Annotated in this window: 17 protein-coding genes; all 17 read left to right on the top strand. The window is 40.2% G+C overall.

The genetic code is table 11. The features are described 5' to 3' along the window. The first annotated feature begins 15 nt into the window (after window positions 1-15). Window positions 16-1,041, top strand: a complete 1,026-nt coding sequence (locus GSQ84_RS10155) for a LacI family DNA-binding transcriptional regulator (RefSeq protein ID WP_158797098.1) — start codon at window positions 16-18, stop codon at window positions 1,039-1,041. Between the two features lie 421 nt (window positions 1,042-1,462). Then, entirely contained in the window at window positions 1,463-4,450 is a 2,988-nt protein-coding gene (locus GSQ84_RS10150; RefSeq protein ID WP_158797097.1) for a SusC/RagA family TonB-linked outer membrane protein, read from the top strand. 26 nt (window positions 4,451-4,476) lie between these two features. Continuing rightward, window positions 4,477-6,045, top strand: a complete 1,569-nt coding sequence (locus tag GSQ84_RS10145) for a RagB/SusD family nutrient uptake outer membrane protein (RefSeq protein WP_158797096.1) — start codon at window positions 4,477-4,479, stop codon at window positions 6,043-6,045. A 151-nt stretch (window positions 6,046-6,196) separates the two neighbouring features. After that, a complete protein-coding gene (locus GSQ84_RS10140; protein WP_158797095.1) occupies window positions 6,197-8,638 on the top strand; it encodes a glycoside hydrolase family 31 protein in 2,442 nt (813 codons plus the stop codon). Between the two features lie 10 nt (window positions 8,639-8,648). Further along, a complete protein-coding gene (locus GSQ84_RS10135; RefSeq protein WP_158797094.1) occupies window positions 8,649-10,496 on the top strand; it encodes a glycoside hydrolase family 13 protein in 1,848 nt (615 codons plus the stop codon). Between the two features lies 1 nt (window position 10,497). After that, window positions 10,498-11,175 carry a beta-phosphoglucomutase gene (pgmB, locus tag GSQ84_RS10130; protein ID WP_158797093.1) on the top strand — a complete coding sequence of 226 codons (678 nt, stop codon included), beginning with the start codon at window positions 10,498-10,500 and terminating at the stop codon, window positions 11,173-11,175. Between the two features lie 91 nt (window positions 11,176-11,266). After that, window positions 11,267-13,585 (top strand): glycoside hydrolase family 65 protein, encoded by a 2,319-nt coding sequence (locus tag GSQ84_RS10125; RefSeq protein WP_158797092.1) that lies wholly within the window; start codon window positions 11,267-11,269, stop codon window positions 13,583-13,585. Between the two features lie 2 nt (window positions 13,586-13,587). Further along, complete coding sequence (locus tag GSQ84_RS10120; protein WP_158797091.1) at window positions 13,588-15,336, top strand: alpha-amylase family protein; 1,749 nt, start codon at window positions 13,588-13,590, stop codon at window positions 15,334-15,336. A 28-nt stretch (window positions 15,337-15,364) separates the two neighbouring features. Then, entirely contained in the window at window positions 15,365-16,714 is a 1,350-nt protein-coding gene (locus GSQ84_RS10115) for an MFS transporter (RefSeq protein ID WP_158797090.1), read from the top strand. A 45-nt stretch (window positions 16,715-16,759) separates the two neighbouring features. Continuing rightward, a complete protein-coding gene (locus GSQ84_RS10110) occupies window positions 16,760-18,310 on the top strand; it encodes a S10 family peptidase (protein WP_158797089.1) in 1,551 nt (516 codons plus the stop codon). A 28-nt stretch (window positions 18,311-18,338) separates the two neighbouring features. Further along, window positions 18,339-19,301, top strand: coding sequence for an acetyl-CoA carboxylase carboxyltransferase subunit alpha (locus tag GSQ84_RS10105; protein ID WP_158797088.1), 963 nt, complete (start codon window positions 18,339-18,341; stop codon window positions 19,299-19,301). A gap of 371 nt (window positions 19,302-19,672) precedes the next feature. Continuing rightward, window positions 19,673-19,828 carry a hypothetical protein gene (locus GSQ84_RS10100; RefSeq protein WP_158797087.1) on the top strand — a complete coding sequence of 52 codons (156 nt, stop codon included), beginning with the start codon at window positions 19,673-19,675 and terminating at the stop codon, window positions 19,826-19,828. Window positions 19,829-19,846: 18 nt separating this feature from the next. Continuing rightward, on the top strand, window positions 19,847-20,014 hold the full coding sequence (locus tag GSQ84_RS10095; RefSeq protein ID WP_158797086.1) for a hypothetical protein: 168 nt from the start codon (window positions 19,847-19,849) through the stop codon (window positions 20,012-20,014). 146 nt (window positions 20,015-20,160) lie between these two features. Further along, window positions 20,161-20,319, top strand: coding sequence for a class I lanthipeptide (locus tag GSQ84_RS10090; RefSeq protein WP_158797085.1), 159 nt, complete (start codon window positions 20,161-20,163; stop codon window positions 20,317-20,319). Window positions 20,320-20,419: 100 nt separating this feature from the next. Beyond that, window positions 20,420-22,837: a TonB-dependent receptor domain-containing protein gene (locus GSQ84_RS10085; protein ID WP_158797084.1), complete on the top strand. Its 2,418-nt coding sequence runs from the start codon at window positions 20,420-20,422 to the stop codon at window positions 22,835-22,837. A gap of 13 nt (window positions 22,838-22,850) precedes the next feature. Continuing rightward, window positions 22,851-24,059 carry a lanthionine synthetase LanC family protein gene (locus GSQ84_RS10080; RefSeq protein ID WP_158797083.1) on the top strand — a complete coding sequence of 403 codons (1,209 nt, stop codon included), beginning with the start codon at window positions 22,851-22,853 and terminating at the stop codon, window positions 24,057-24,059. Then, the gene (locus GSQ84_RS10075; RefSeq protein ID WP_158797082.1) at window positions 24,047-24,427 is read left to right on the top strand and encodes a LytTR family DNA-binding domain-containing protein; all 381 of its coding nucleotides are present in this window, start codon (window positions 24,047-24,049) and stop codon (window positions 24,425-24,427) included. The genes GSQ84_RS10080 and GSQ84_RS10075 overlap by 13 nt, the downstream gene beginning before the upstream one ends. Window positions 24,428-24,440 lie beyond the last annotated feature (13 nt).

Raw genomic sequence — 24,440 nt, 5'->3', positions numbered from 1 at the left:
TATTTCAGCTGCATAATGCGTAATATCAATATAAAAGAACTGGCGAAATCGCTTAATTTATCTACTTCAACTGTCTCCAGGGCTTTCCGGGACAATAGTGATATCAGCAAGGAGACCAAAGACAAAATATTGGCTGCTGCGAAAGAGTTGAATTATCAGCCCAACCATTACGCCAGTAACCTAAGAGAGCAACGGAGTAAGACCATTGCGGTAATTGTTCCTGAACTGGGTAATAATTTCTTTTCTCAGGCGATTCACGGGATTGAACGTATTGCAAGGGATAAGGGTTACCATATCCTGATCTATGCCACTGATGACGATCATGAGAAAGAAGCTTCTTTTATCAGACATTTACATAATGGCCGGGCCGATGGAATCATCATGTCCGCTTCGGGCGAAGCCAATGACCATAATTATCTGAATGAACTTAACCAGGAAAGACTTCCCCTGGTATTTTTTGACAGGGTATATGAAGATATTATTACGCCCCGCGTAATAACGAATGACTATGACAGTAGTTTTGCCGCTACAAGGCACCTGATCAAACAGGGCTGCCGTCGTATAGCTTACCTCGTGATCAATAAAAACCTGTCTATTGGAAAGACCCGCATGCAGGGCTATCTGGATGCCCTGGCAAAATACAATATTCCCTTTGATGATCACTTAATTGTGGATTGTACCAATAGCTATCAGAAGAACAGTGTTATTCTTAAAGAGATGCTGAGCCGGCTAAAACCAGACGGGGTTTTTACTTCGGTAGAGCGTTTGGCTTTTGCAACTTATTACGCCTGCGGTGAGATGAACCTGGCTATCCCGGAACAGGTAAAAGTAATTGGTTTCTCCAGTCTGGAAATCGCTCCTTTATTGAGTCCTTCTCTTACTACGATTACGCAGCCCGCCACTAAGATAGGCATAGAAGCGGCCTCACTTTTATTCAAAATGCTGGAATATCCCGACCAGGTGGATGTCAATGAAAAGGTGGTGCTGGACTCTAAACTGATCAAGCGAAACTCAACCGCTTTAACGGCAAAAACCTACTGATTTTTCCTGCTTAAAATGCAGGTCTTTTTTCAAAAAAAAATCCCGTTTTACTAAAAACGCGCAGAATTCCCGATTTTATTTCTGACTAATGACTAGTTTAAAGTCAGTATTTACGGGAACGTTCCCGGTATCGTTCCCGTAAAACCACTGAAAATGTACTTAGTGTAAAACAAACACTCTTATTGTTGTTTAAATAGATGTAATATGTTGTTATACAGGTGTATGTGATGTTAAAATTATGTTAGGTGTAAGAAAACACTGAAAAAAATAAGATGAAATCATCAAATTTTAAACGGTAAAAAATGGTGCTAAAATGTTTTTTTATATAAAATTTTGAAATATCATCCCCATATGTACATTTACCTGGAGTGTAATAAGCACTATTTATTATCCAAATATAAACTTTAAAAGAGTCTTAAATATGAGAGTATTTTACGTGATGAGGCACTGTCTGCTGTTAGTTTTGACACTAACCGCACTTGCAGTACAAGCACAAACCGGTTCCATAACCGGTAAAATTGTTGACGAGACTGGAGTAGGCCTTCCCGGCGTTTCAGTAGTAGTTAAAGGCCAGAGTAAAACTACCAGTACTGATGTAAAAGGTAACTATAGAATTACGGGGGTGCCAAACGGACCAGTAACTTTAACAGCCAGTTATATCGGCTATAAAGCCACTGACTTCGACGTTACAGTAAAAGGAAACACGGTCGCCACTTTCTCTATCAAACCTGATGCGCAGAATCTGAGCGAGGTAGTTGTTATCGGTTATGGTACAGCGCAGAAGAAAGATTTGACCGGGTCTATTTCTACAGTAAGTTCAAAAGATTTTCAAACGGGAAACATTACTTCTCCGGATCAATTGATCGCAGGTAAAGTAGCAGGTGTTTCCATTACTTCTAATGGCGGGCAGCCAGGTGCAGGAAGTACGATCCGTATTAGAGGTGGTGCTTCATTAAATGCCAGTAATGATCCTTTGATCATTGTAGATGGTGTTCCTTTCGGCAGTAATCTACTTCCCGGAGCTACCAGCAGTAATGCGATCGCAGGTGTGGGCAATCCATTGGCTTTGATTAATCCAAATGATATTGAAACTTTTACTATTCTGAAAGATGCGAATGCAACTGCTATTTATGGTTCAAGGGCATCGAACGGGGTAATTATTATCACCACTAAAAAAGGTAAATCAGGTGCACCTTCTATCAACTTCAGTACCGTTACTTCTTACGCGACAGTTGCGAGTGAAGTAAAAGTTTTAAATGGAGATCAGGTTCGTGCTTATGTGAATGCAAATGGTACACCGGCACAAATCGCTTTGCTGGGTACAGCAAATACGAATTGGCAGAATCAAATCTACAGCGGCGCCTGGACTACAGATAATAACGTTAGTCTTGCCGGTACCTTTGAGAAAGTTCCTTACCGTTTTTCTGCTGGTTACTTAGATCAAAAAGGTTTATTACTTACTGATGAAATGAAGCGTTCATCTATGGGACTGACATTAAATCCTACTTTTCTTGACAACCACCTGAAAGTGGATTTAAACTTAAAAGGTACCTTAAGTGATTCCCGTTTTGCTAATCAGGCTGCTATACCTGCAGCACTTCAATTTGATCCTACACAGCCTGTTTATGCTAACAATCAATTTGGCGGATATTATGAATGGATCAGTAGTGGACAATTAAACCCCAACGCACCAAGAAACCCATTAGCACTATTGGAGCAAAATGACAACGAAGGTCACGCAGACAGAAGCTTTGGTAATTTAAGATTAGATTATTCCTTCCACTTCCTTCCTGAACTTCACTTAAATGTGAATGGCGGATATGATGTATCGAGAGGATATGGAAGTGACAATGTTCCTGCTTATGCTGCACAAAGCTTTACCACCTTAGGAACAGCTTCGCAATATAGTTCATCCATCCATAACAAACTGGCAGAGGTTTATTTCAATTATACTAAAGATCTGAAAAGCATTAACAGTAATATTAACGCCACAGCAGGTTACGGTTATTATGCCAATGCAACAACTACTTATAATTATACCAGCTACAATGCAGTGGGTACTGTTTTAAGTACGCCTGTTTTCCCTTTTGATATACAGCAAAACAGATTGTTATCATATTACGGTCGTTTGGTTTATACATTGGCTGATAAATATATTTTATCAGGTACAATGCGTGCAGACGGTTCTTCTAAATTCGGTCCTGATAACAGATGGGGTTATTTTCCTTCTGCAGGTTTCACCTGGAGAGCAATCAGTGAAGATTTCCTTAAAGACAGCAAAGTATTGTCTGATTTAAAACTTCGTATAAGCTACGGTGTAACTGGTCAGCAGGACGGTATTGCCAATTATGGTTACCAGCCAACTTACTATAACAGTGTAAATGAAGCACAATACCAGGTTGGAGGTCAATATTACCATTTTTATAGCCCTGTTGCTTATGATGCTAATCTAAAATGGGAATCTTCAGCTACCTCTAACGTAGGTATTGATTACGGTTTATTTAAAGGAAGGGTTTTTGGTAGCATAGATGCCTATTACAAAAAAACTAAAGATCTGTTAAGTACTGTACCAATTGCAGTGGGAACCAACTTTAGTAACCAGTTATTAACCAATGTTGGTAATATGACCAATAAAGGTGTGGAAGCCAGTATCAATGTAGGCATTATTAAATCGGCTGATGTAAACTGGGATCTGGGCTTTAATGCTACATATAACCAAAGTAAGATTACTAACCTTTCTTTGAACACAAATCAGATCCAGAACTACATGGTGGGCGGTGCAAACGTTACCGGTGCAACAGGTACAACTTTGGAGTGGAATGAAGCAGGTTATGCCCCTAATTCATTTTATGTTTACAAACAATTGTACAATTCTGCAGGTAAGCCAATTGAAGGTTCTTATGCTGATTTAAACCATGATGGTGTAGTGAATAGTGAAGACAGGTACATGGACCATTCTGCGGCCCCAAAATTTATCATGGGTTTTACTTCTTCATTTAACTACAAAAAATGGACGCTGAGCACCGTACTTCGTGGAAGTTTGGGTAGCTATATTTATGATAATATATCTTCTAATCTTGGGGTAGCTCATAATATATTAACCCCTAGCGGATTGCTCAATAATGCTCCTGCGACTATCTATGACAGCGGATTTACAAGCAATCAGTTCCTGAGCGACTATTATGTTCACAAAGCAAATTGGGTTAAGATGGATAATGCAGGCCTTGCCTATAACGTTGGCCGTCTGTCACCTAATTCTACCACCACCATGCGTATTACTGCAAACGTTCAAAACGTCTTCGTGATCTCTGGTTATAAAGGCGTAGACCCTGAGAATAGTACAGGAATTGATTACACACTTTACCCAAGACCAAGAACTTACAGCTTAGGTGTAAACGTTGGATTTTAATAAATTATAATTTAAGAGATAAAGAGATGAAAAATCTATCTAAAATATTTACAGCAGCCTTATTACTGGCTACCTTCTCGTCTTGTAAAAAAGACCTGAATGTTACAGCTACCAATAATATTACCGGTGATCAGGTTTATGCTACTGCTGATGGCTATAAATCGGTACTGATCAAAACCTACGCAAGTTTTGCCACAACAAGTGGTAATGGTTCAGGATCAAGTGACCTTGGCGGTATTGATGCAGGGTCATCAGATTTTATTCGTTTGTACTGGAATGCGCAGGAATTAAGTTCTGATGAAGGCCTGTGCGTTTGGGGTGATCCGGGAGTTGCTGATATGGATTATTCGGCTTATACTGCTGATAATATTATTTTGCAGGGTCTATACACCAGAAGTTTATACCAGATCACGATAGCCAATTTGTTCCTTCGTGAAAGTACACCTGCAATGCTGGCTTCACGTAATATTACCAATCCTACTGATGTGGCTAATATCGCCATTTATGGAGCGGAAGCAAGATTCCTGCGTGCTTATCAATATTGGGTATTGATGGATACATTTGGTAATCCTCCATTCATTACAGAGACCAGTGAAATTGGAACTACCGCACCAAAACAAATTAAACGTGCTGATTTATTCAAGTACGTAGAGTCTGAGTTATTGGCTGTTGAGCCGATGCTTCCAGTGACCAATGATTATGGAAGGGCTACCAGAGGTGCTGCTGACATGTTATTGTCCCGTTTGTATCTGAATGCGCCTGTTTACAGTCCTGGTACAACAAAATATACTGAGTCAATTACCTATGCGAACAAAGTAATCAACGGTCCTTATTCCCTGGAACCATCTTACCAATACTTATTCCTTGGTGATAACAATGTAAACAACAATGAAACTATCCTGTCTATTAATTATGACGGAGCAGTTACCCAGAATTATGGAGGTACAACATTTATCCTTAATGGTTCAATCAGCAGCGATATGAATCCAGCTTCTTTTGGTGTTCCTGGCGGTGGATGGGTTGGTCTGCACATGCGTTCTACAGTTTCTTCTTTAATGAATGATCCTGCCGATAAAAGAAGAATGTTATATGGTACTAAAGCTACAAATGATACATTAGCTATATTTACTGATGGGTTGCGTGTTACAAAATGGAAAAATATTACTAAGGCTGGTGTTACTGTGCCTTCTGTTAATGGAACTTTCAGTTCTATAGATTTCCCGTTGTTCCGTTTACCAGAAGCTTACCTGAATCTTGCTGAGGCTGTTCTGAGAGGCGGTACCGGTGCATCTATGGGAGACGCAATAGCCGATGTGAACAAACTGCGCGTACGTGCTTATGGCAATACCAATGGAAATGTTACTGCTTTAACGCTGGATGATATTCTAACAGAAAGAGCAAAAGAATTTTATTGGGAAGGTTACAGACGTACAGATTTGATCCGCTTTGGTAAATATACTGGTGGTTCTTATTTATGGCCATGGAAAGGTGGTACGTTTGCAGGAAGTGCTATTCCAGATACAAGAAGTATCTTCCCTTTACCTACTGCTGATGTAATTGCTAACCCTAATTTAGTTCAAAACCCTGGGTATTAGTATGAATCAACTTAAAGCTCTCCTGCCTGTTTTAACTAGTGTACAGCTTGCTGGCAGCTTATATGTTATATTAAAATAATAATTCTGAAATGCCCTGAAGATCATTCAGGGCATTTTTTCTAACCTCCTGATTCTAATTATCCGTTCCCATATGAGAAAACCGACTACCATCTGCCAGCTGTTACTTCTTTCCCTTTTTCCTCTGCTTTCACAAGCCCAAAGCAGCCCGGTGACGGGTGCTGGCAATATCACCGCCGTCGCTATCAAAGGGCAAACCGTAACGTTTACCACCGAACATGCACAGGGTGAGATAACGGTTTACAGTCCTTCTATTGTTCGGGTAAGATTAGATAAAAAGGCATTGGGCAGAGATTTCTCTTATGCCGTGATCGCAAAACCGGTTGAAACTAAAGTTGTGGTTACCCAGAATGATCAGGAGATCACCATTACTACCGATTCTTTAAAAGCCGAAATCACTAAAAAACCTTATAGCATTACCTTTTTTACCCCTGATGGAAAAATTATCAGTCAGGATGAAAAAGGATTGACCACCTCCTGGGTGTCTGAAGATGTGACCACCTATAAAAAAATGCAGGAAGGCGAACGTTTTGTTGGTCTTGGGGAAAAAACCGGGAACCTCGACCGTAAAGGAAGTGGTTATACCAACTGGAATACCGATTCTTACGGTTATTCTGCTTCCGCTGACCCAATCTATTCTACCATACCTTTTTATATTGGCATTCACCATCATTTAAACTACGGAATATTTTTAGATAACACTTACCAGAGCGATTTTAATTTTGGTGCCAGCAACGACAGATTTTCATCTTTTGGCGCACAGGGCGGTGAGATGAATTATTACTTTATTTATCACAAACGCCTGGCAGATATCATCACTTCTTATACTGCTTTAACCGGCCGAATGCATATGCCTCCACTTTGGAGCCTAGGTTACCAGCAGAACCGATACACTTATTATCCCGATACGGAAGTTTTGCGTATTGCGCAAACTTTGAGAGAGAAAAAGATTCCGGCAGACGGGATCACGCTGGATATCCATTATATGGACCAGTATAAATTATTCACCTGGGACAAAACACGTTTCCCTGATCCACTGGCCATGAATAAGAAGCTGTCGGATATGGGCTTCACTACCACTGTTATTGTAGACCCGGGTATTAAAGTAGAAAAAGGATATGAAGCCTACGAAAGCGGGCTGAAAGAAAATATATTTATCAAATACCCTGATAGCGTTAATTATTCCGGACAGGTTTGGCCGGGCTGGGTGAATTTCCCCGATTTTACCAGTGAGAAAGGAAGGGCCTGGTGGAGAAATAAAGTGAAGTTCTTTGCGGATAATGGCGTTTCAGGAATCTGGAATGACATGAATGAAATTGCTACCTGGGGAAATAAAATGCCCTCTAATGTATTGTTTAATTATGACGGTGCCATAGCCAGTCACCTGCAAGCGCATAATATTTATGGAATGCAAATGGCCCGTTCAAGTTATGAAGGAGCCCGGGAGTCTATGAATAAACGTCCGTTTATTTTGACTCGCGCAGGTTATGCAGGTTTACAGCGTTACACAGCGATCTGGACAGGGGATAACCGTCCTGAAGAAGAGCATATGCTCTTAGGCGTACGTTTAATCAATAGTTTAGGATTAAGCGGGATGCCATTTGCCGGAATGGATATTGGTGGTTTTATTGGAACACCATCTAATTCTTTATTTGCCAGATGGATAGAGATCGGTGCGTTTAATCCTTACTTCCGTAACCACGCTGCGGTAAATACCCAATCTTCAGAACCCTGGACACACGGAGAAGAGGTGACGGAGATTTCCAGGAATTATATCAGCCTTCGCTATAAACTGATGCCTTATTTATACTCAACTTTCTTTGAAGCCACCCAAAGCGGAATGCCGGTAATGAGAAGTTTAGCTATTGATTATACTTTTGATCCAAAAATATACGATACCCAGTTCCAGAACCAGTACCTTTTTGGTAAAGCGTTTTTGGTACTTCCTTTTGAGAGTACTAAAGAATATGCCAATGCCTATTTTCCTAAAGGGTTATGGTATGATCTGTATACGGATGAACAACAGCAGGGCGGAATGGAAAAGATACTTCGTGTTTCGATGAATAAACTGCCGGTATATGTAAAAGAAAGTAGTATTGTGCCGATGCAATCTCTGGTTCAATCTACCCAGATACAGCCTACAGATACGTTGATGATCAATATTTACAAGGGAAACATCAGTAACTCCTTTGTATATTATGAAGATGATGGCAAGAGTTACAATTATGAAAAAGGCGATTCTTATAAAAGAACCATCAGTTATGATCCTGTAAAACGCAGTATTACTTTCGAAAAAGCCGAAGGTACTTTTACCTCAAAGTTCAACCATCTGAAGCTCGTATTCCATGGTTTTGCCAAAGGGGATAAGCTGAATAAAACCAATGATGAAACACTATCATTCCTTTCCGCTATTTCCAAGTTTGATCCACAGGGCACTGCGAATGGCGTAGAAGGCACTGCAGTAAAAACAATGACGCTAAATAATAGCTCAGGGAAATTTGCTGTCACTTATTAATTTTAAAAAAATGAAGAAATTAATTGTTATATTATTTGTTCTGCTTTCTGCCAACGTATGGGCGCAGGCCAAGTTCGATCATGTAGAGCCCATGTTCTGGTGGGTAGGCATGAAAAATCCTAAGCTGCAGCTTATGGTTCATGGAAAAAACATTTCAGGTTATACAGCAAAGCTGGATTACCCTGGCGTAAAACTGGTAGAAGTTCATCAGGTAGAAAATGCCAATTATCTGTTCATCGATCTGGAGATTGCTCCTGATGCGCAGGCAGGGAAATTTCCGATCACTTTCCTGGAAAATGGAAAAAAGAAGTTTGATTACAGTTATGAACTGAAAACAAAGGATAACTCAGCTGGCCGTATTCAGGGCGTTACAGACAAAGATATTATCTACCTGCTGATGCCCGACCGTTTTTCTAACGGAGATGTATCAAATGATAAAGTTAAAGGACTGAGAGAGCAAACCCTTAACCGTGATTCTGTTTATTACCGTCATGGCGGAGATATACAGGGGGTGATCAATCACCTGGATTATTTCAAGGAATTGGGCGTAACAACGATCTGGATGACACCGGAGATTGAAAATGATATGCCTCATGCTTCCTATCATGGTTATGCAGTAACGGACCATTATAAAATAGATCCCCGGTATGGTACCAATGAATTGTATAAAACTTATGTGGAAAAAGCACATGCCAAAGGTTTAAAGATTATCAAAGACGTTGTTCATAACCATTTGGGAAGCGAACACTGGATGTTCAGGGATATGCCAATGAAAGACTGGGTAAACCAGTGGCCGGTTTTTACCCAAAGCAGTTACCGCGATGAACCGGTAATGGACCCTCACGCTTCAGCAGCAGATCTTAAAAAGATGGTAGATGGCTGGTTCGCAACCACCATGCCCGATTTTAATGAGAGAAATCCCTATGTACAAAATTACCTGACCCAAAATCACATCTGGTGGATAGAATATGCAGGAATTGACGGATTAAGGTTAGACACCTATCCTTACAACGAACCTTCTTATATGGCCGACTGGGCTATGAAGTTAAAAGCAGAGTTTCCAAACTTGTCTATTTTTGGAGAAACATTGGTAAATTCTGTAGCCTCACAGGCTTATTTTACACAGGGAAATACAGTGAACAGAGGTTTTGATACCCACTTACCTGGTGTAACGGATAACATGATGAAAAATGCGATCTATGAAGCCCTGAACAGTAAACCGGGATGGACTGAAGGCGTGTTCAGGTTATATACCGTTGTTTCCCAAGATTTCCTTTACCAGGACCCAACAAGGAATACCATTTTCTGGGATAACCACGACATGAGCCGTTTCTATTCGCTGGTGAATGAAGATTTTGCAAAATACAAAGAAGGTATGGCCATTTTATTGACCATGCGCGGTACTCCTCAGTTATATTACGGTACAGAAATCCTGATGAAGAATTTTTCTAATCCCGATGGACTGGTACGTTTTGATTTCCCAGGAGGATGGAAAGGTGATAAAGCAGATAAATTTACTGCGGCTGGCCGCACAAAACAGGAGAACGAAGCCTGGAACTTTGTCAGTAAACTGGCACACTACAGGGAAAGTAATCCTGCTTTACAATCAGGTAAAATGATACAATACGTTCCTGAAGATGATATGTATATTTATTTCAGGTTAGCCACTGATGGTGGCAAAAGCGTTATGGTGATTTTAAATCCTGAAGAAAAGGTTAAAACGCTCGATACATCCCGCTTTGCGGCACAGCTGAAAGATGCTGGTTCATTGGTTAATGTAATGACCGGTGAAAAATTAAATATCCTTAAAACGATTACTATTCCAGCTAAAACAACACTGGTACTAGAACTGAATTAATATGAATGAAATAACTATTGCCTGCATTTTTGATTTGGATGGCGTATTGGTTGATACTGCTGTTTATCATTATCAAGCCTGGAAAAAACTGGCTAACTCTCTCGGATTTGATTTTACCCATGCCCAAAACGAACAGCTTAAAGGTGTAAACCGGATGCGTTCATTAGATAAAATACTGGCCTGGGGAGGCATTACCAAAAGCGATGCTGAAAAGGATGAATTGGCTGCTTTAAAAAATACATGGTATGTAGATATGATCAGTAAAATGTCGCCCTCAGAAGTATTGCCGGGTTCACTGGAACTGCTGCAGCAGCTGAAAGACAAAGGGATTAGAATTGCGCTGGGTTCCGCCAGTAAGAACTCCGGATTGATCTTAGAAAAGACTGATCTTACTCATTTTTTTGATGCTATCGTAGATGGAAATGCAGTAACCAGCTCCAAGCCAGATCCCGAAGTTTTTGTAAAAGGAGCAGAACTGCTGCATACATCGGAAGAAAATTGTATCGTATTTGAAGATGCATCAGCAGGCGTTGAAGCAGCAATTGCAGCAGGTATGGCTGTGGTTGGCGTAGGTGAGGCTGAGAATTTACCTGGTGCAGATCTGATCGTTAAAGATCTCGCCGGTGTAACCGTACAGCAGCTGATCGATCTAACAGAACAGAGGAACGCAAGAAAATAAACGTTAATACATTGGTGTGAGCCAGCTTGGGTTTGATGATTTAATGTTTATCATTAAAACAACGACAAACTCATGAAAATACTTTTATAGGATGAAGAATTATATACAAGCAGAAGAGTGGAATATTATAGAGGAAGGTTTTGATCCTCATTTGAATAAGGTATCTGAAAGCTTATTCAGCCTGGGTAACGGAAGGATGGGCCAGCGCGCCAATTTTGAAGAGACTTACTCAGGAGAAACTTTACAGGGTAATTATGTTGCAGGTGTGTATTACCCGGATAAAACCCGCGTAGGCTGGTGGAAAAACGGTTACCCTGAATATTTTGCCAAAGTATTAAATGCAGCCAACTGGATGGGGCTTGAGCTTACGCTGGATGCTGAAGTGTTAGATCTCAGCGTTTGTAAAGTAACAGCCTTTAAACGGGTGCTGAATATGAAAGAAGGTTATCTTGAACGTACCTTTACTGCAGAGTTATCTTCAGGCAAACAGGTTAAAGTAGCTGCCAAACGTTTTTTCAGTATTGCCAATGATGAAATTGCTGCTTTACACTATCAGCTGATACCCCTTAATTTCTCAGGGCAGTTATCGGTCAAATCATTTATTGATGGGGATGTGAAAAACCAGGATTCTAATTATGATGAGAAATTCTGGGATGAAGTAAACCGTATGCAAAATGATCAGGGTTCTTACCTGATTCAGCGCACCAAAAAAACGGAATTTGATGTCGTGACCGGCGTAAAAACCCTGGTTTATCAGAACCATAAGGCCGTAACGCTTAGTCCGGTGGTTACGGTTAAAGATAAATATCTGGATGAGGTGGTTTTACTGGATGTTGCTGCCAATGAGGTAATCGATATTTATAAAGTAGCGACTAACTTATCTTCTCAGAATTATGCTGCTGATCAGTTATTAGATACTGCATTTAAGGTGATTGGCGCAGCGGTAGCAAAAGGCTTTGATGAACTATTAAGAGAGCAGGCAGAGGCCTGGGCTACAAAGTGGAATGAAGGTGATATTATCATTGAAGGAGATGTAGCTGCACAGCAGGCTATCCGCTTTAATATTTTCCAGCTCAATCAAACCTATACCGGAAAAGATGCCCGTTTAAATATTGGCCCGAAAGGTTTTACCGGCGAAAAATACGGAGGTTCTACCTATTGGGATACCGAAGCTTATTGTATTCCTTTCTACTTGTCTACTGCTCCGCAGGAAGTGTCCAGAAATCTGCTGATCTACCGTTATAAACACCTGGAAAAAGCGATTGAAAATGCGCAGAAATTAGGCTTTAATAAAGGAGCAGCTTTGTATCCTATGGTGACCATGAATGGCGAGGAATGTCACAATGAATGGGAGATCACTTTTGAAGAGATCCACCGGAACGGAGCCATCGCTTTTGCCATATTCAATTACATTAGGTACACTGGAGATCAGAGCTACTTAAAGGAATTTGGCCTGGAAGTACTGATCGGTATTGCCCGCTTCTGGAAACAGCGTGTAAACTGGAGTGAGGATAAAAAACAGTTTGTTATGCTGGGGGTAACCGGGCCTAATGAATATGAAAATAACGTAAACAATAACTGGTATACCAATACCCTTGCGGCATGGTGCCTGAGTTATGCAATAGAAGCTGCTAACATCGTTAACGCAGAAGATCCTGCACAATACCAGCTGATCGTCAATAAAACAGCATTACTGGAAGAAACGGAATTTGCCGACTGGAAAGCAGTAGCAGAAAATATATATCTTCCTTATGATGAGGAAAAAGGTGTATTCCTTCAGCAGGATGGATTTCTGGATAAAGAACAGATATTGGTACATGACTTGCCTGCATCCGAACGTCCGATCAACCAGAAATGGAGCTGGGACAGGATTCTGCGCTCTTGTTTTATCAAACAGGCAGATGTTTTACAGGGAATATATTTCTTTGAAGACAATTACGACCTGGAATCTTTGCGCAGGAATTTTGATTTTTATGAATCCCGTACCGTACATGAGAGTTCTTTATCGCCCTGCGTACATAGTATTTTGGCCGCTAAATTAAACGACGGCAAGAAAGCATATGAGTTTTACCTGCGTACTTCCCGTTTAGACCTTGATGATTATAACAATGATACAGAAGATGGATTGCACATTACTTCTATGGCAGGAACCTGGATGAGCATTGTGGAAGGATTTGCAGGAATGCGCGTGCGTGATGGTAAGTTGTCATTTACCCCTTTCCTGCCTGAACAATGGAGTTCTTTCTCCTTTAAAATAGGCTTCCGTGGTATTCAGCTGAAAGTTACAATCACAAAAGAGGAAATAACAATTGTTAATCCTGCGAAAGAAACACTGGACATTAATATCTTTAACCAATTGTACAACATTGCAACTGGTGAAAAGGTGATTACTTATAACGTATTGTCGTAGGTATGAAAACCTTCTCCCGTATTTTTGTTGTAGGAGTATTGATTTCAGGATTTATGAATACAGGATTGGCACAGGAAAAAAAAATAATGATCTATCAGCTTTTGCCCCGTTTATTTGGCAATAAGCAGCAGAATAATGTTCCCTACGGAACTATTGAGCAAAATGGAAGCGGCAAGTTCGCAGATATCAGCGATAAAGCACTGGATGGAATTAAAGAATTGGGTACTACCCATGTGTGGTTTACCGGGGTGATCTCACATGCTACGCTAACGGATTATAGCAGTGCCGGACTGCCGGCTAACAATGCCAATGTGGTAAAAGGCAGGGCAGGTTCTCCTTATGCAGTGAGGGATTATTATGATATTGATCCGGATCTGGCTGCGGATGCTAAAAACCGGATGGCAGAGTTTGAGGACCTGGTTAAAAGGACGCATCAAAAGGGGCTCAAAGTAATTATCGACTTTGTGCCGAATCACGTAGCCCGGCAATACCAGTCCCGGATGAAACCTCAGAGAGTGAAAGATTTTGGTGAAGACGATAACGTAAACCTGGCCTTTAGCGCTGCGAATGATTATTATTATGTGCCGGGAAAGGACTTTGTTGTTCCTGCACCTCAATCTGCTCAGCAAACGCCGCTTTCTCCGCTGCAGCACATAGCTTATGTTGAGTCGCCGGCCAAGGCTACGGGGAATAATGTGTTTTCAGAAAGACCTGCTGTTGACGACTGGTACGAAACCGTAAAGTTGAATTATGGGTTAGATTACCAGGACCAGGAAAAAACTTATTTTGATCCTGCACCTGCGGTATGGACAAAAATGCGTGATATTTTAACTTTCTGGACCAACAAAGGTGTAGACGGTTTCCGCTGCGATATGGCAGAGATGGTGCCGCTGGCTTTTTGGGCCTGGGTGATACCAGAAGTGAAAAAAGTAAATCCTGATTTGATATTTATTGGTGAGGCTTATGATCCTGCTAAGTATCAGTCGTTCCTCACCACTGGTAAGTTTGATTACTTATATGATAAAGTAGGATTGTATGATGGTTTAAAGAGATTAATCAGAAGTGAAGACCAGGCTGATGTAAATGATATCCGTAAAGTGTGGCAGGCGGATGCCGGCTTTAACAATCATTTATTGAATTTCCTGGAGAATCATGATGAAGAACGTATCGCGTCGGCCGGATTTGCAGGCAGGGCCGAATTGGCTTTGCCTGCAATGGTGGTATCTGCAACTTTATCCGGCGGCCCGGTGATGACCTATTTTGGTCAGGAAGTAGGAGAGCCTGGAAGAGGCGCTGAAGGATTTGGCGGAGAAGATAACCGCACCACTATATTTGACTATTGGGGTGTACCTGAACACCAGAAATGGATGAACGGCGGTGCATTTGATGGCGGCCGGTTAAGTGCAGAACAAAAGGAATTAAGGGGATATTATGCACGTTTGCTTCAGCTCGCGGGAGCGTCGGAGGCCATAGCCAAAGGCCAGTTTTGGGAAATACCTGTTGCAGGTAACATGAACAAACGGATGTATGGTTATGTAAGGTACACCAGAACGCAGAGATTGCTTGTTCTGGTAAATTTCGACCGTCATTACCGTATGGAAAGCCAGGTACAAATACCAGAATCTATTTTGCAGGGTAAACCTATAACAGGGGTGCAGGACAAGCTGTCTGACCTTAAAATTGATGATATAAAAGATAATACGATACCTGTATGGGTATTGCCTATGAGCGCACAGATCCTGGCGTTCTAGAACAACATATAGCAAACCAAATATATTTATGGAACAGAAATTTTTTGCCGTTGCGAAACCAAGATTAACCAATATCCAGATCTTTAATCTGAGTGCCGGCTTTTTTGGTATACAATTCGGATTTGCCTTGCAGAATGGTAATGCATCCAGGATACTGCAAACTTTTGGTGCAGATGTAGAGCATCTTTCACTTTTCTGGCTGGCAGCCCCCTTAACAGGAATGATTGTGCAGCCGATTATCGGTTATTATAGCGATAGAACATGGAACCGTCTGGGCAGAAGAAGGCCATATTTCCTTGTTGGAGCCATACTTACCGCAATTGCATTAATTCTGATGCCCAATTCGCCGGCGCTGGCCAGCTTTATGCCGCCTATCATTATCGGGGCAGGAATGCTGATGATCATGGATGCCTCTATTAATGTGGCGATGGAACCTTTTCGCGCGCTGGTAGGGGATAAATTGCCCGACAGTCAGCGGAGCTTTGGTTTTTCCATGCAAACCTTCCTGATCGGTGCAGGTGCGATTTCGGGTTCATGGCTGCCTTATATCTTCTCAGAATACCTGGGTGTTTCTAAAGTTGCTTCAGCGGGGCAAGTACCCCATAATGTGATCTATTCTTTTTATGCCGGGGCAGCAATTTTGCTGTTGACTATTTTATGGACGGTGTTAACCACTAAAGAATATCCGCCGGAAGAGATGGCATTGTATCATGGTGCCGAGCCGGAAACTGAAGAGCAAAAGGGTATTTTAACCATTTTCTCAGATTTTTCCAATATGCCGCTGACCATGAAACAGCTGGGTTTGGTACAATTTTTTTCCTGGTTTGCTTTGTTTTCCATGTGGGTGTTCACTACACCAGCTATTGCACAGCATATTTACAAGGTGCTTCCCGGAGATACTTCTTCCGTTAAATTTGCGGATGCAGCAAACTGGGTAAGCTTTTTATTTGGAATATATAATGGGGTATCGGCTATCTATGCCCTGATCTTACCTTCCATCGCGAGGGTAACCAGCAAAAAGGTGGCACATGCTTTTTCCTTAATGGCCGGAGGGGCAGGTTTGTTATCTTTCTATTTTATCAGTAACCCGCATTACCTCATTTATTCTATGATCGGTATCGGTCTGGCCTGGGGAAGTATTTTGTCTATGCCATACGCTATTTTATCCGGTGCCATTCCTGCCCGTAAAATGGGTGTTTACATGGGGATATTTAACTTTTTTATCACCATGCCGCAAATTGTAAATGGCTTGTTTGGCGGATTGATTGTCAAAGAGTTTTACCATGGCGAAGCGATCTATGCGATTGTACTGGCGGGAATATTTATGATATTGGGCGCAATTTCAGTACTTTACATACAAAATGCCCGGGAAAAGTAAAATCTTATTTCCATCTTTAGAGGTCAATAACCTAAACTGATTTTAATGAAGAAAATTTTTACTCTAATCCTTGCGGGCTGCTGTACTTTTGGTGCTGTGCATGCCCAGAAATGGAAGCCTACGCCGCATCCTGTAGTCGCTCAATCTACTGATACAACAGTAAATAAGGAAGTTAATTCCCGTAAAATAGTTACCGAAAGTACGGTGATTACCAACCATGAGATGACCATTAAAGGACAGCATGTGTCTTATAAAGCCATCACAGGAACATTACCTGTATGGGATGAAAGCGGTAAAGCCATCGCAGGCCTGTTTTATACGTATTATGAAAGAACTGATGTCAAAGACCGTACAAACCGGCCTTTGGTGATCTCTTTTAACGGAGGTCCTGGTTCTGCTTCGGTTTGGATGCATATTGCTTATACAGGGCCTGTAGTCCTGAATCTTGATGATGAAGGTTATCCCGTTCAGCCTTATGGTTATAAAGAAAATCATGCCTCTATTCTGGATGTTGCCGATATCGTTTACATCGATCCGGTAAATACAGGTTATTCCAGGGCAATTAATAAAGATATTCCGGGCAGTAATTTTTTTGGTGTCAATGCTGATATCAAGTACCTGGCCGAATGGATAAATACCTTTGTAACACGCAACAACCGATGGTCTTCTCCTAAATTTCTGATTGGTGAAAGTTATGGAACAACCAGGGTGTCAGGACTAGCGCTGGAACTTCAAAATTCACAGTGGATGTACCTGAATGGAGTAGTACTGGTTTCTCCTACAGAACTTGGGGTAGTAAGGGGTGAAGCAATGAATGGGGCACTCTATCTACCTTATTTTGCTGCAACGGCATGGTATCACAAAGTTTTAAGTCCTGCGTTGCAAGCTAAAACGTTAAATGAAATGCTTCCCGAAGTAGAAGGTTTTACAATGAATGAGCTGGTTCCTGCATTGAGCAAAGGCAGCCAGCTGAGCGATACAGAAAAGAAGGCCATAGCGGCAAAGATGTCCCTGTATTCCGGACTGAGTGAAAATGTGATCCTGCAACACAACCTGATCGTTCCTACAGATTTTTTCTGGAAAGAATTGCTGCGCGATAAAGGTTTTACTGTTGGGCGTTTAGATTCAAGATATAAAGGTATAGACAGGCAGGATGCGGGTGACGGACCCGACTATAATGCCGAACTGACCTCATGGCTTCATTCTTTTACTCCGGCTATCAATATGTATATCCGCAAAGAGCTGAATTATAAAACAGATTTGAAATATAATATGTTCGGATCCGTTTATCCATGGGATAATTCTAATGATCATACCGCAGAGAACCTTCGTCAGGCAATGGCATCAAATCCATACCTGCACCTTCTGGTACAATCAGGATATTATGATGGTTCATCCTGTAATTATTTTAATGCAAAATATGATATGTGGCAGCTGGATCCGGCCGGGAAATTGAAAGACAGAATGAGCTGGGAAGGTTATGAAAGCGGGCATATGATGTATCTGAGAAAAGATGATCTGGTGAAAGCAACTGACAACCTGAGGGAATTTATTAGTAAATCTTTACCTAAACCCGGAGTAGCCGCAAAGTTTTAAATAAAATGCCTATTTTTACCGCCCACTTATGGAACAGATAAAAACATCATTTGATTTTGAAAAACCTATTACCGAATTGCAACAGCAAATCGAAAAGGTTAAACAGGTTGCCGACAAAACAAAAGTAGATATGTCTGCAACGCTGATCGAATTAGAAGATAAACTGGCTAAAACCCAGAATGCTTTATATACCAATTTAACGGGCTGGCAGGAAGTTCAGCTGTCCCGTCATGCGGAAAGACCTCAGACCCTTGATTACATCAGTATGATCTGTGATGATTTTATTGAGCTTCATGGTGACCGTACAGTAAGGGATGATAAAGCGATTATCGGAGGATTTGCCACTATTGGCGGTCAGTCGGTCATGATCATCGGACACCAGAAAGGTAAAAACACCAAGGAACGCCAGTACCGTAATTTCGGAATGGCCAATCCCGAAGGTTACCGTAAAGCATTACGATTGATGCGTCTTGCAGAAAAGTTTAATAAACCTGTGATTTCTTTTATTGATACGATGGGGGCTTACCCGGGTTTGGAAGCAGAAGAACGCGGACAGGGTGAGGCTATTGCAAGGAACCTGCTGGAAATGTCAGTGCTGAAAGTGCCAATCATTTGTTTTATTGTTGGTGAAGGTGCTTCCGGTGGTGCATTGGGTATTGGTATCGGTGATAAGGTATATATGTTGGAACACACCTGGTATTCTGTAATTTCACCGGAATCCTGCTCTTCTATTTTATGGCGCAGCTGGGATTTCAAAGAGAAAGCCGCAGAATGCCTGAAGCTGACTTCAACAGATATGTACCGCAATAAGCTGATCGATGGGATCATTAAAGAACCTCTGGGCGGTGCACATCAAAACCCGGCTTTAATGGCTGAGACGTTGAAAACTCAGATCCTGAAGGATATTAAAGAATTAGGTAAAGAGAAAACAGAAAAAATGATTGCTACAAGGATTGACAAGTTTTGTTCAATGGGCGTAGTGGTGGAATAAAATTGAATGTTGTTTCAGGGACATTCAATTTTACTGGAATATCCGAAGGATAATCTAATAGGGTGCAAACCTGTATAGCGTAAAAGGCTTAAATATCTAAGATATTTGAGCCTTTTTTTTGCCGGAAAATCTTAAAAACCCGGGCATCTTAACTGATGTCCGGGTTTTTTTATGCGCTAAAACTTAGATAGTTCGCTCAATTTAATTTCTAATTATCCCTCTCCAAATAGAAAATTTTGGCCATTAATAATATTATTTCGCAGGTGATTCCTTGATTTAGTCATACAAAACTATCATTTGGTCGAATAAATAATTACTTGCAGAAAAAAAAGGAAATGTTTGTATCATAATCAACAAACAAACTTGCTCTCATGAAAAAAAAACTACAAGATAACGACGAACTGTTAATAATGAAAGAGATTATTTGCTTTGAAAATGAAAGATCCCAGGTGATGGGAGGTAAAGAAACTATAATTGTTTTAGATACACTTACCCAGACGGGTACGATGACTGGAACCTTACTATAAAATTTAATTTACAGGATCATGAATACAACAGAATTTAACACTGAAAAAAATGATGAGGATTTTCGCCCCTTTGTTGAAAACGAACTGATTATGGTTCTTGGAGGAGGAGGGGATGAACAATTGCTCCACCAGTTAAAAGAAGAATACAGGTACGATTTGAATCAGGATAATCGAACCCAATTTTAAAAAGCTTAATCACTAAAAGCATTGGCCACGCATTTAGAATTAATAAATCTCAGCGGTAAATCATAAGGGTGAACTAACGAGGAAAAATCAATCAATCAATTAATCAACCAACTAATCAATCAATTTAACCACTTAATCTTAACAACATGAAAAAGGTAAACTTATCAGAAAAAGTACAATTAGACAAAGAAATCATCTCAAAATTGACAGAAGAGCAATTAAAACAAATTGAAGGTGGTAATGCAGCAGAACTTTCTTGCTGGTCAGACTCATGCAAAAACAATAGTGTAGAAGAAGCTAACTAGTCTGCTACTTATAACAAGAGTGTATCATGACTATGATACACTCTTGTTTTTTAAACAATAGCCCTAACCGGATTTAATTTAAACAGCTAATCAAACTTATATGAAACGAAGCAATATCTGGAAGGTCTGGGAAGTCTCTATAATCTTTTTTATGCTTTCAATAGTTACCACTAGCGTCTTCGGACAAAGCAAAATCAAAGGAAGAATTGTAGACGAAAAAAAGTTGGGTATACCTTATTCAAGTGTTGCTTTATGGGACGAAGCTAAAGGTCATCTGTTAGTGAAAGGCGCTATGTCAAATCAAGAAGGCATATTTGAGGTGACACTTTCTGCAGGTGAGTATAGTTTAGTGGTAAGTAATATAGGTTTTGTTAAAAAGACGCAAAAGATTACGCTCACTGCCGGCCGGGATTTAGATCTGGGAGATTTGCTGCTCTTAAATGATAATCAGAATTTAAAAGAAGTGAAAGTTGTTGGCAGCAAGCCATTTATTCAGCAAAAAACAGATAGAATAGTGATGAATGTGGCTGAAAGCGTACTTTCTGCGGGAAATGATGCCTTTAGCATTTTAGGTATGGCACCGTCGGTTCAAATTGTAGGTGGTAACCTGAGCATGGAAGGGAAGTCTAATGTCCTGATCTTAGTGGATGGCAAAAAAATCCCTAATGCAACTTTATCGAGTATTCTGGGTTCCATTCCGGGCGATCAAATTGATCATATTGAACTTATATCCAATCCTTCATCTAAATATGATGCCAGTGCGAGCGGAGGTGTAATTGAAATTTATACCAAAAGGAGTAAGAAACTTGGATGGTCTGCTAATGCCGGAGGAAATCTTACGCAGGGTTATAAATTTGGCGGTGGAGCAAATGGAGGTATCAGGATCAGTACCCCAAAACTAGACTTTACGCTCAATGGAAATTATACAAACAGGGGACAAATTGAAAAGGGATACGACAATAGGGTTTTGTTCCAGGGACTAACTCCTGTAGGTAACTTTAAGCAAACTGTAGATCTGTCAAAAGGAGCTATAATTGATGGAGGTGTTAATTCCAGCCTTAATTATTATATAGATAAACGCAATACTGTAGGTGTTGATTACGCTTTGGTAAAAGCACACATGTATGGCAGTGGTTTTATCGATGCTGTTATCAATCAGTCAGGAAACCAGGATATTACAAATACATTTAATAATTTGGATTTGCGGGTGAACTTCTCTAACTATAATGTTTTTTATAAAAGAAGCTTAGATAGTTTGGGTTCTAATTTATTAGTAACTGCAAACTACGCTAATTATACCAGTGATCAGCAACAGTTATTTAATCAAACGCTGTTTACTGATGGAGCTGCCAATGGTGTAAATTCTTTATTCAGAAATAAAGCATCATCAGATTATGATATTTATACCGCATCAATCGATTATACGCAAATTCTAAGCTCAAAATTAAAATTAGAAACGGGTTTAAAATATGCCAGTACAGATAATACAAGCCATCAAAATCCTGCTAACTTTCTAAATAATCAATGGCAGGAGGAAGTTACAAGTTTCAATGACCTGGGGTATAAGGAACAAATTGCCGCAGCTTATGTGAATGTCAATTATGGAATTGGGCCTGTTAATATACAAGCCGGTTTAAGGGGAGAATTTACCCAATATAAAGTCGTATCTGGCTTAGATTCCAACTACTTTAACATTTTTCCAAATGCCCGGCTGGACTACAAAGTGACCAAAGCTTATACCACTTCGGTTGCCTATTCCAAAACCATTAACCGTCCCTCTTATGATGATTTAATTCCATATGAGCTTTACATTGATAATTATACCATAACACGGGGCAACCCCTTCCTCAAACCAGAATATCAGAACTCCTTTACCTGGAGTAATATATATAAAAACTATAGTTTTCGCTTTGGGTACACGCAGACAGATAATGCCATTATGAGCACTATTTTGTATGATCAAAATAATTCTATATTTATAAAAACTAAAGACAACTTCTTAAATAATATACTTTTAAGCGCAAGTTTAGGTGCTTCTTCTAAAATTGCCAGCTGGTGGAGTTCTAACAATCGTTTATCCGGATTTTACCAGAAAATTCATTTTCCAAACCTTGCTGAGGGTACAGACGATCTGATTAGAAGTAAATATTACTTTACAGCGAGTTCAAGTAACACTTTTAAAATATCGGAATCACTTGCGGCGGAATTATTTGGTTCCTATAGTTCACCCTCTATATCAGGGATTTATAACTACGGGAACTTCTCCAATGTGTCTGCCGGCCTGCGCAAAAAAATACTTCATAATCAGGCATTTATTAAAATCGATGTGAGTGATATATTTTATAATAATAATGTGCTTTTATCAACTAACGTTCCTCCCCTGGTAACCGAAAGTATTCACCGTGTAGATACCAGGAGGTTTAGGGCTGCCTTTGGTTACACATTTGGAAAAGTTAAAAAAGATAACAGGGTAAAAACGAGTGGTAACGACCAGGAATTAAATAGATTACACTTATAATAAATATAAAGCTATGGAAAATTTTGCAACTGATACCCGCAATTATACAGCCGAGCTATTACTATCGGATATTGTTAATTTGGTGAACAAAGACGCTATCCGGGTTCTGCCAAACTTTGGTGTAGGCCATGGAAAGGGAGGAGCGATTTTGTTAAATTGTCTTTATGCCGCTTATACCGGAGATGACAATTATTATGCTGAAGCCGAAAAATTGCTGGAAGCAGCCTTTAAAGAGTTAAATCCAAGCCAATATCAATCAGTTTTGACGTCTAATTTTTATTTAGATATTGCCGAATTTGCCGGCCTATTGATTTATCTGGAAGAGAATGGTCATTTAAGTGATAAATATGAGACTTTACTGAGCCAGGTGGATGATCTTCTGGCAGAGCGTCTAATTCAAAATATTGAAGAGCAAAATTTCGGAATGTCAAAAGGGGCCATAGGCATCGGATTTTATCTGATTAAACGTTCCGGTGTCTCTCTAACGGCATTAAATGCGATTGATCATTTACTGAATGCCTTAGATCTTGCTAAAGAGGGCAATCAGATCACCGGCTACTACTGGACCTGCAAATATTTTAAAGAGCCGCGTGTATATACTGGATTGGCGCATGGAAATGCGATGATGATTAGTTTTTTCTGTTCGCTTTACGAAGCAGGGTACCGCCAGGAAAAGTGTAAGGAACTCGTCACGCATAGTGTGCAATTTTTATTACAAAATCGTATGGATAGCTCTATATATACCTCTGTATTTCCACTTTGGATTAAGGAAGCTGAAAAAACTACTAACCACTGCCTGGTTTACGGGGATATAGGAACTGCCTATGCAATAATCAGGGCAGCGGTGATTTTTAACCATAAAGAATACCTGAAAGAAGGGATTGAAATCGCTTTACTTTCCTTAAAAAGAAAAACGCACGAAGAGACATTTTTGAATGATGCCTCTGTAAAATATGGAGCTGCGTCACCATGTTTAATTTATAACCGGATATATCAGCTCACGGGTATTACGTCTTTTAAACAAGCCTCTGCATACTGGGCAGAACAAATACCAGTTTATGCTGTCCACAATAACGAATCCCTTGGATTTAACTCCTTTTTTTTTGGAGAGTTTGAAAATGCACAGCTGGATCTAAACTTTGGCCTTATTGGAATTGGCTTAACTATTTTACAAGCTATTTCTGATCAATACGCTATAAACAAATTTATATGGCTTCATTAGATAAAACACTAAAATGCATCATTTTAGATGATGAACCTCTTGCACAAGAGCAGTTGGAAGCGTATATTTCAAAATGCGAAGAGCTGGTTTTAGTAGGTAAAGTAAAGAGCTTACCTGCGCTGGAGGAATTGCTGGCAAATAACAAAGTTAATTTACTTTTTTTAGATGTAAAGTTTAAAGGTGGTGATATCAATGAAATTGGAAGATTAGATCTGGATGAATATGTTATCATTGTTTTCACTGCATTTTCTCACAAGTATTTAAAGGATTACAATTTAGATTATGCCAGGGATATACTGTTCAAACCCTTCTCTTTCGAAAGTTTTAGGGAGAGTCTTGATAAAGTGATTCTTGATATGGCCAAATAAAATATTTAATGGT

Source organism: Pedobacter sp. L105 (assembly GCF_009765875.1).
Lineage (GTDB): Bacteria > Bacteroidota > Bacteroidia > Sphingobacteriales > Sphingobacteriaceae > Pedobacter.
This window is presented reverse-complemented; position numbering and strand designations above follow the sequence as displayed.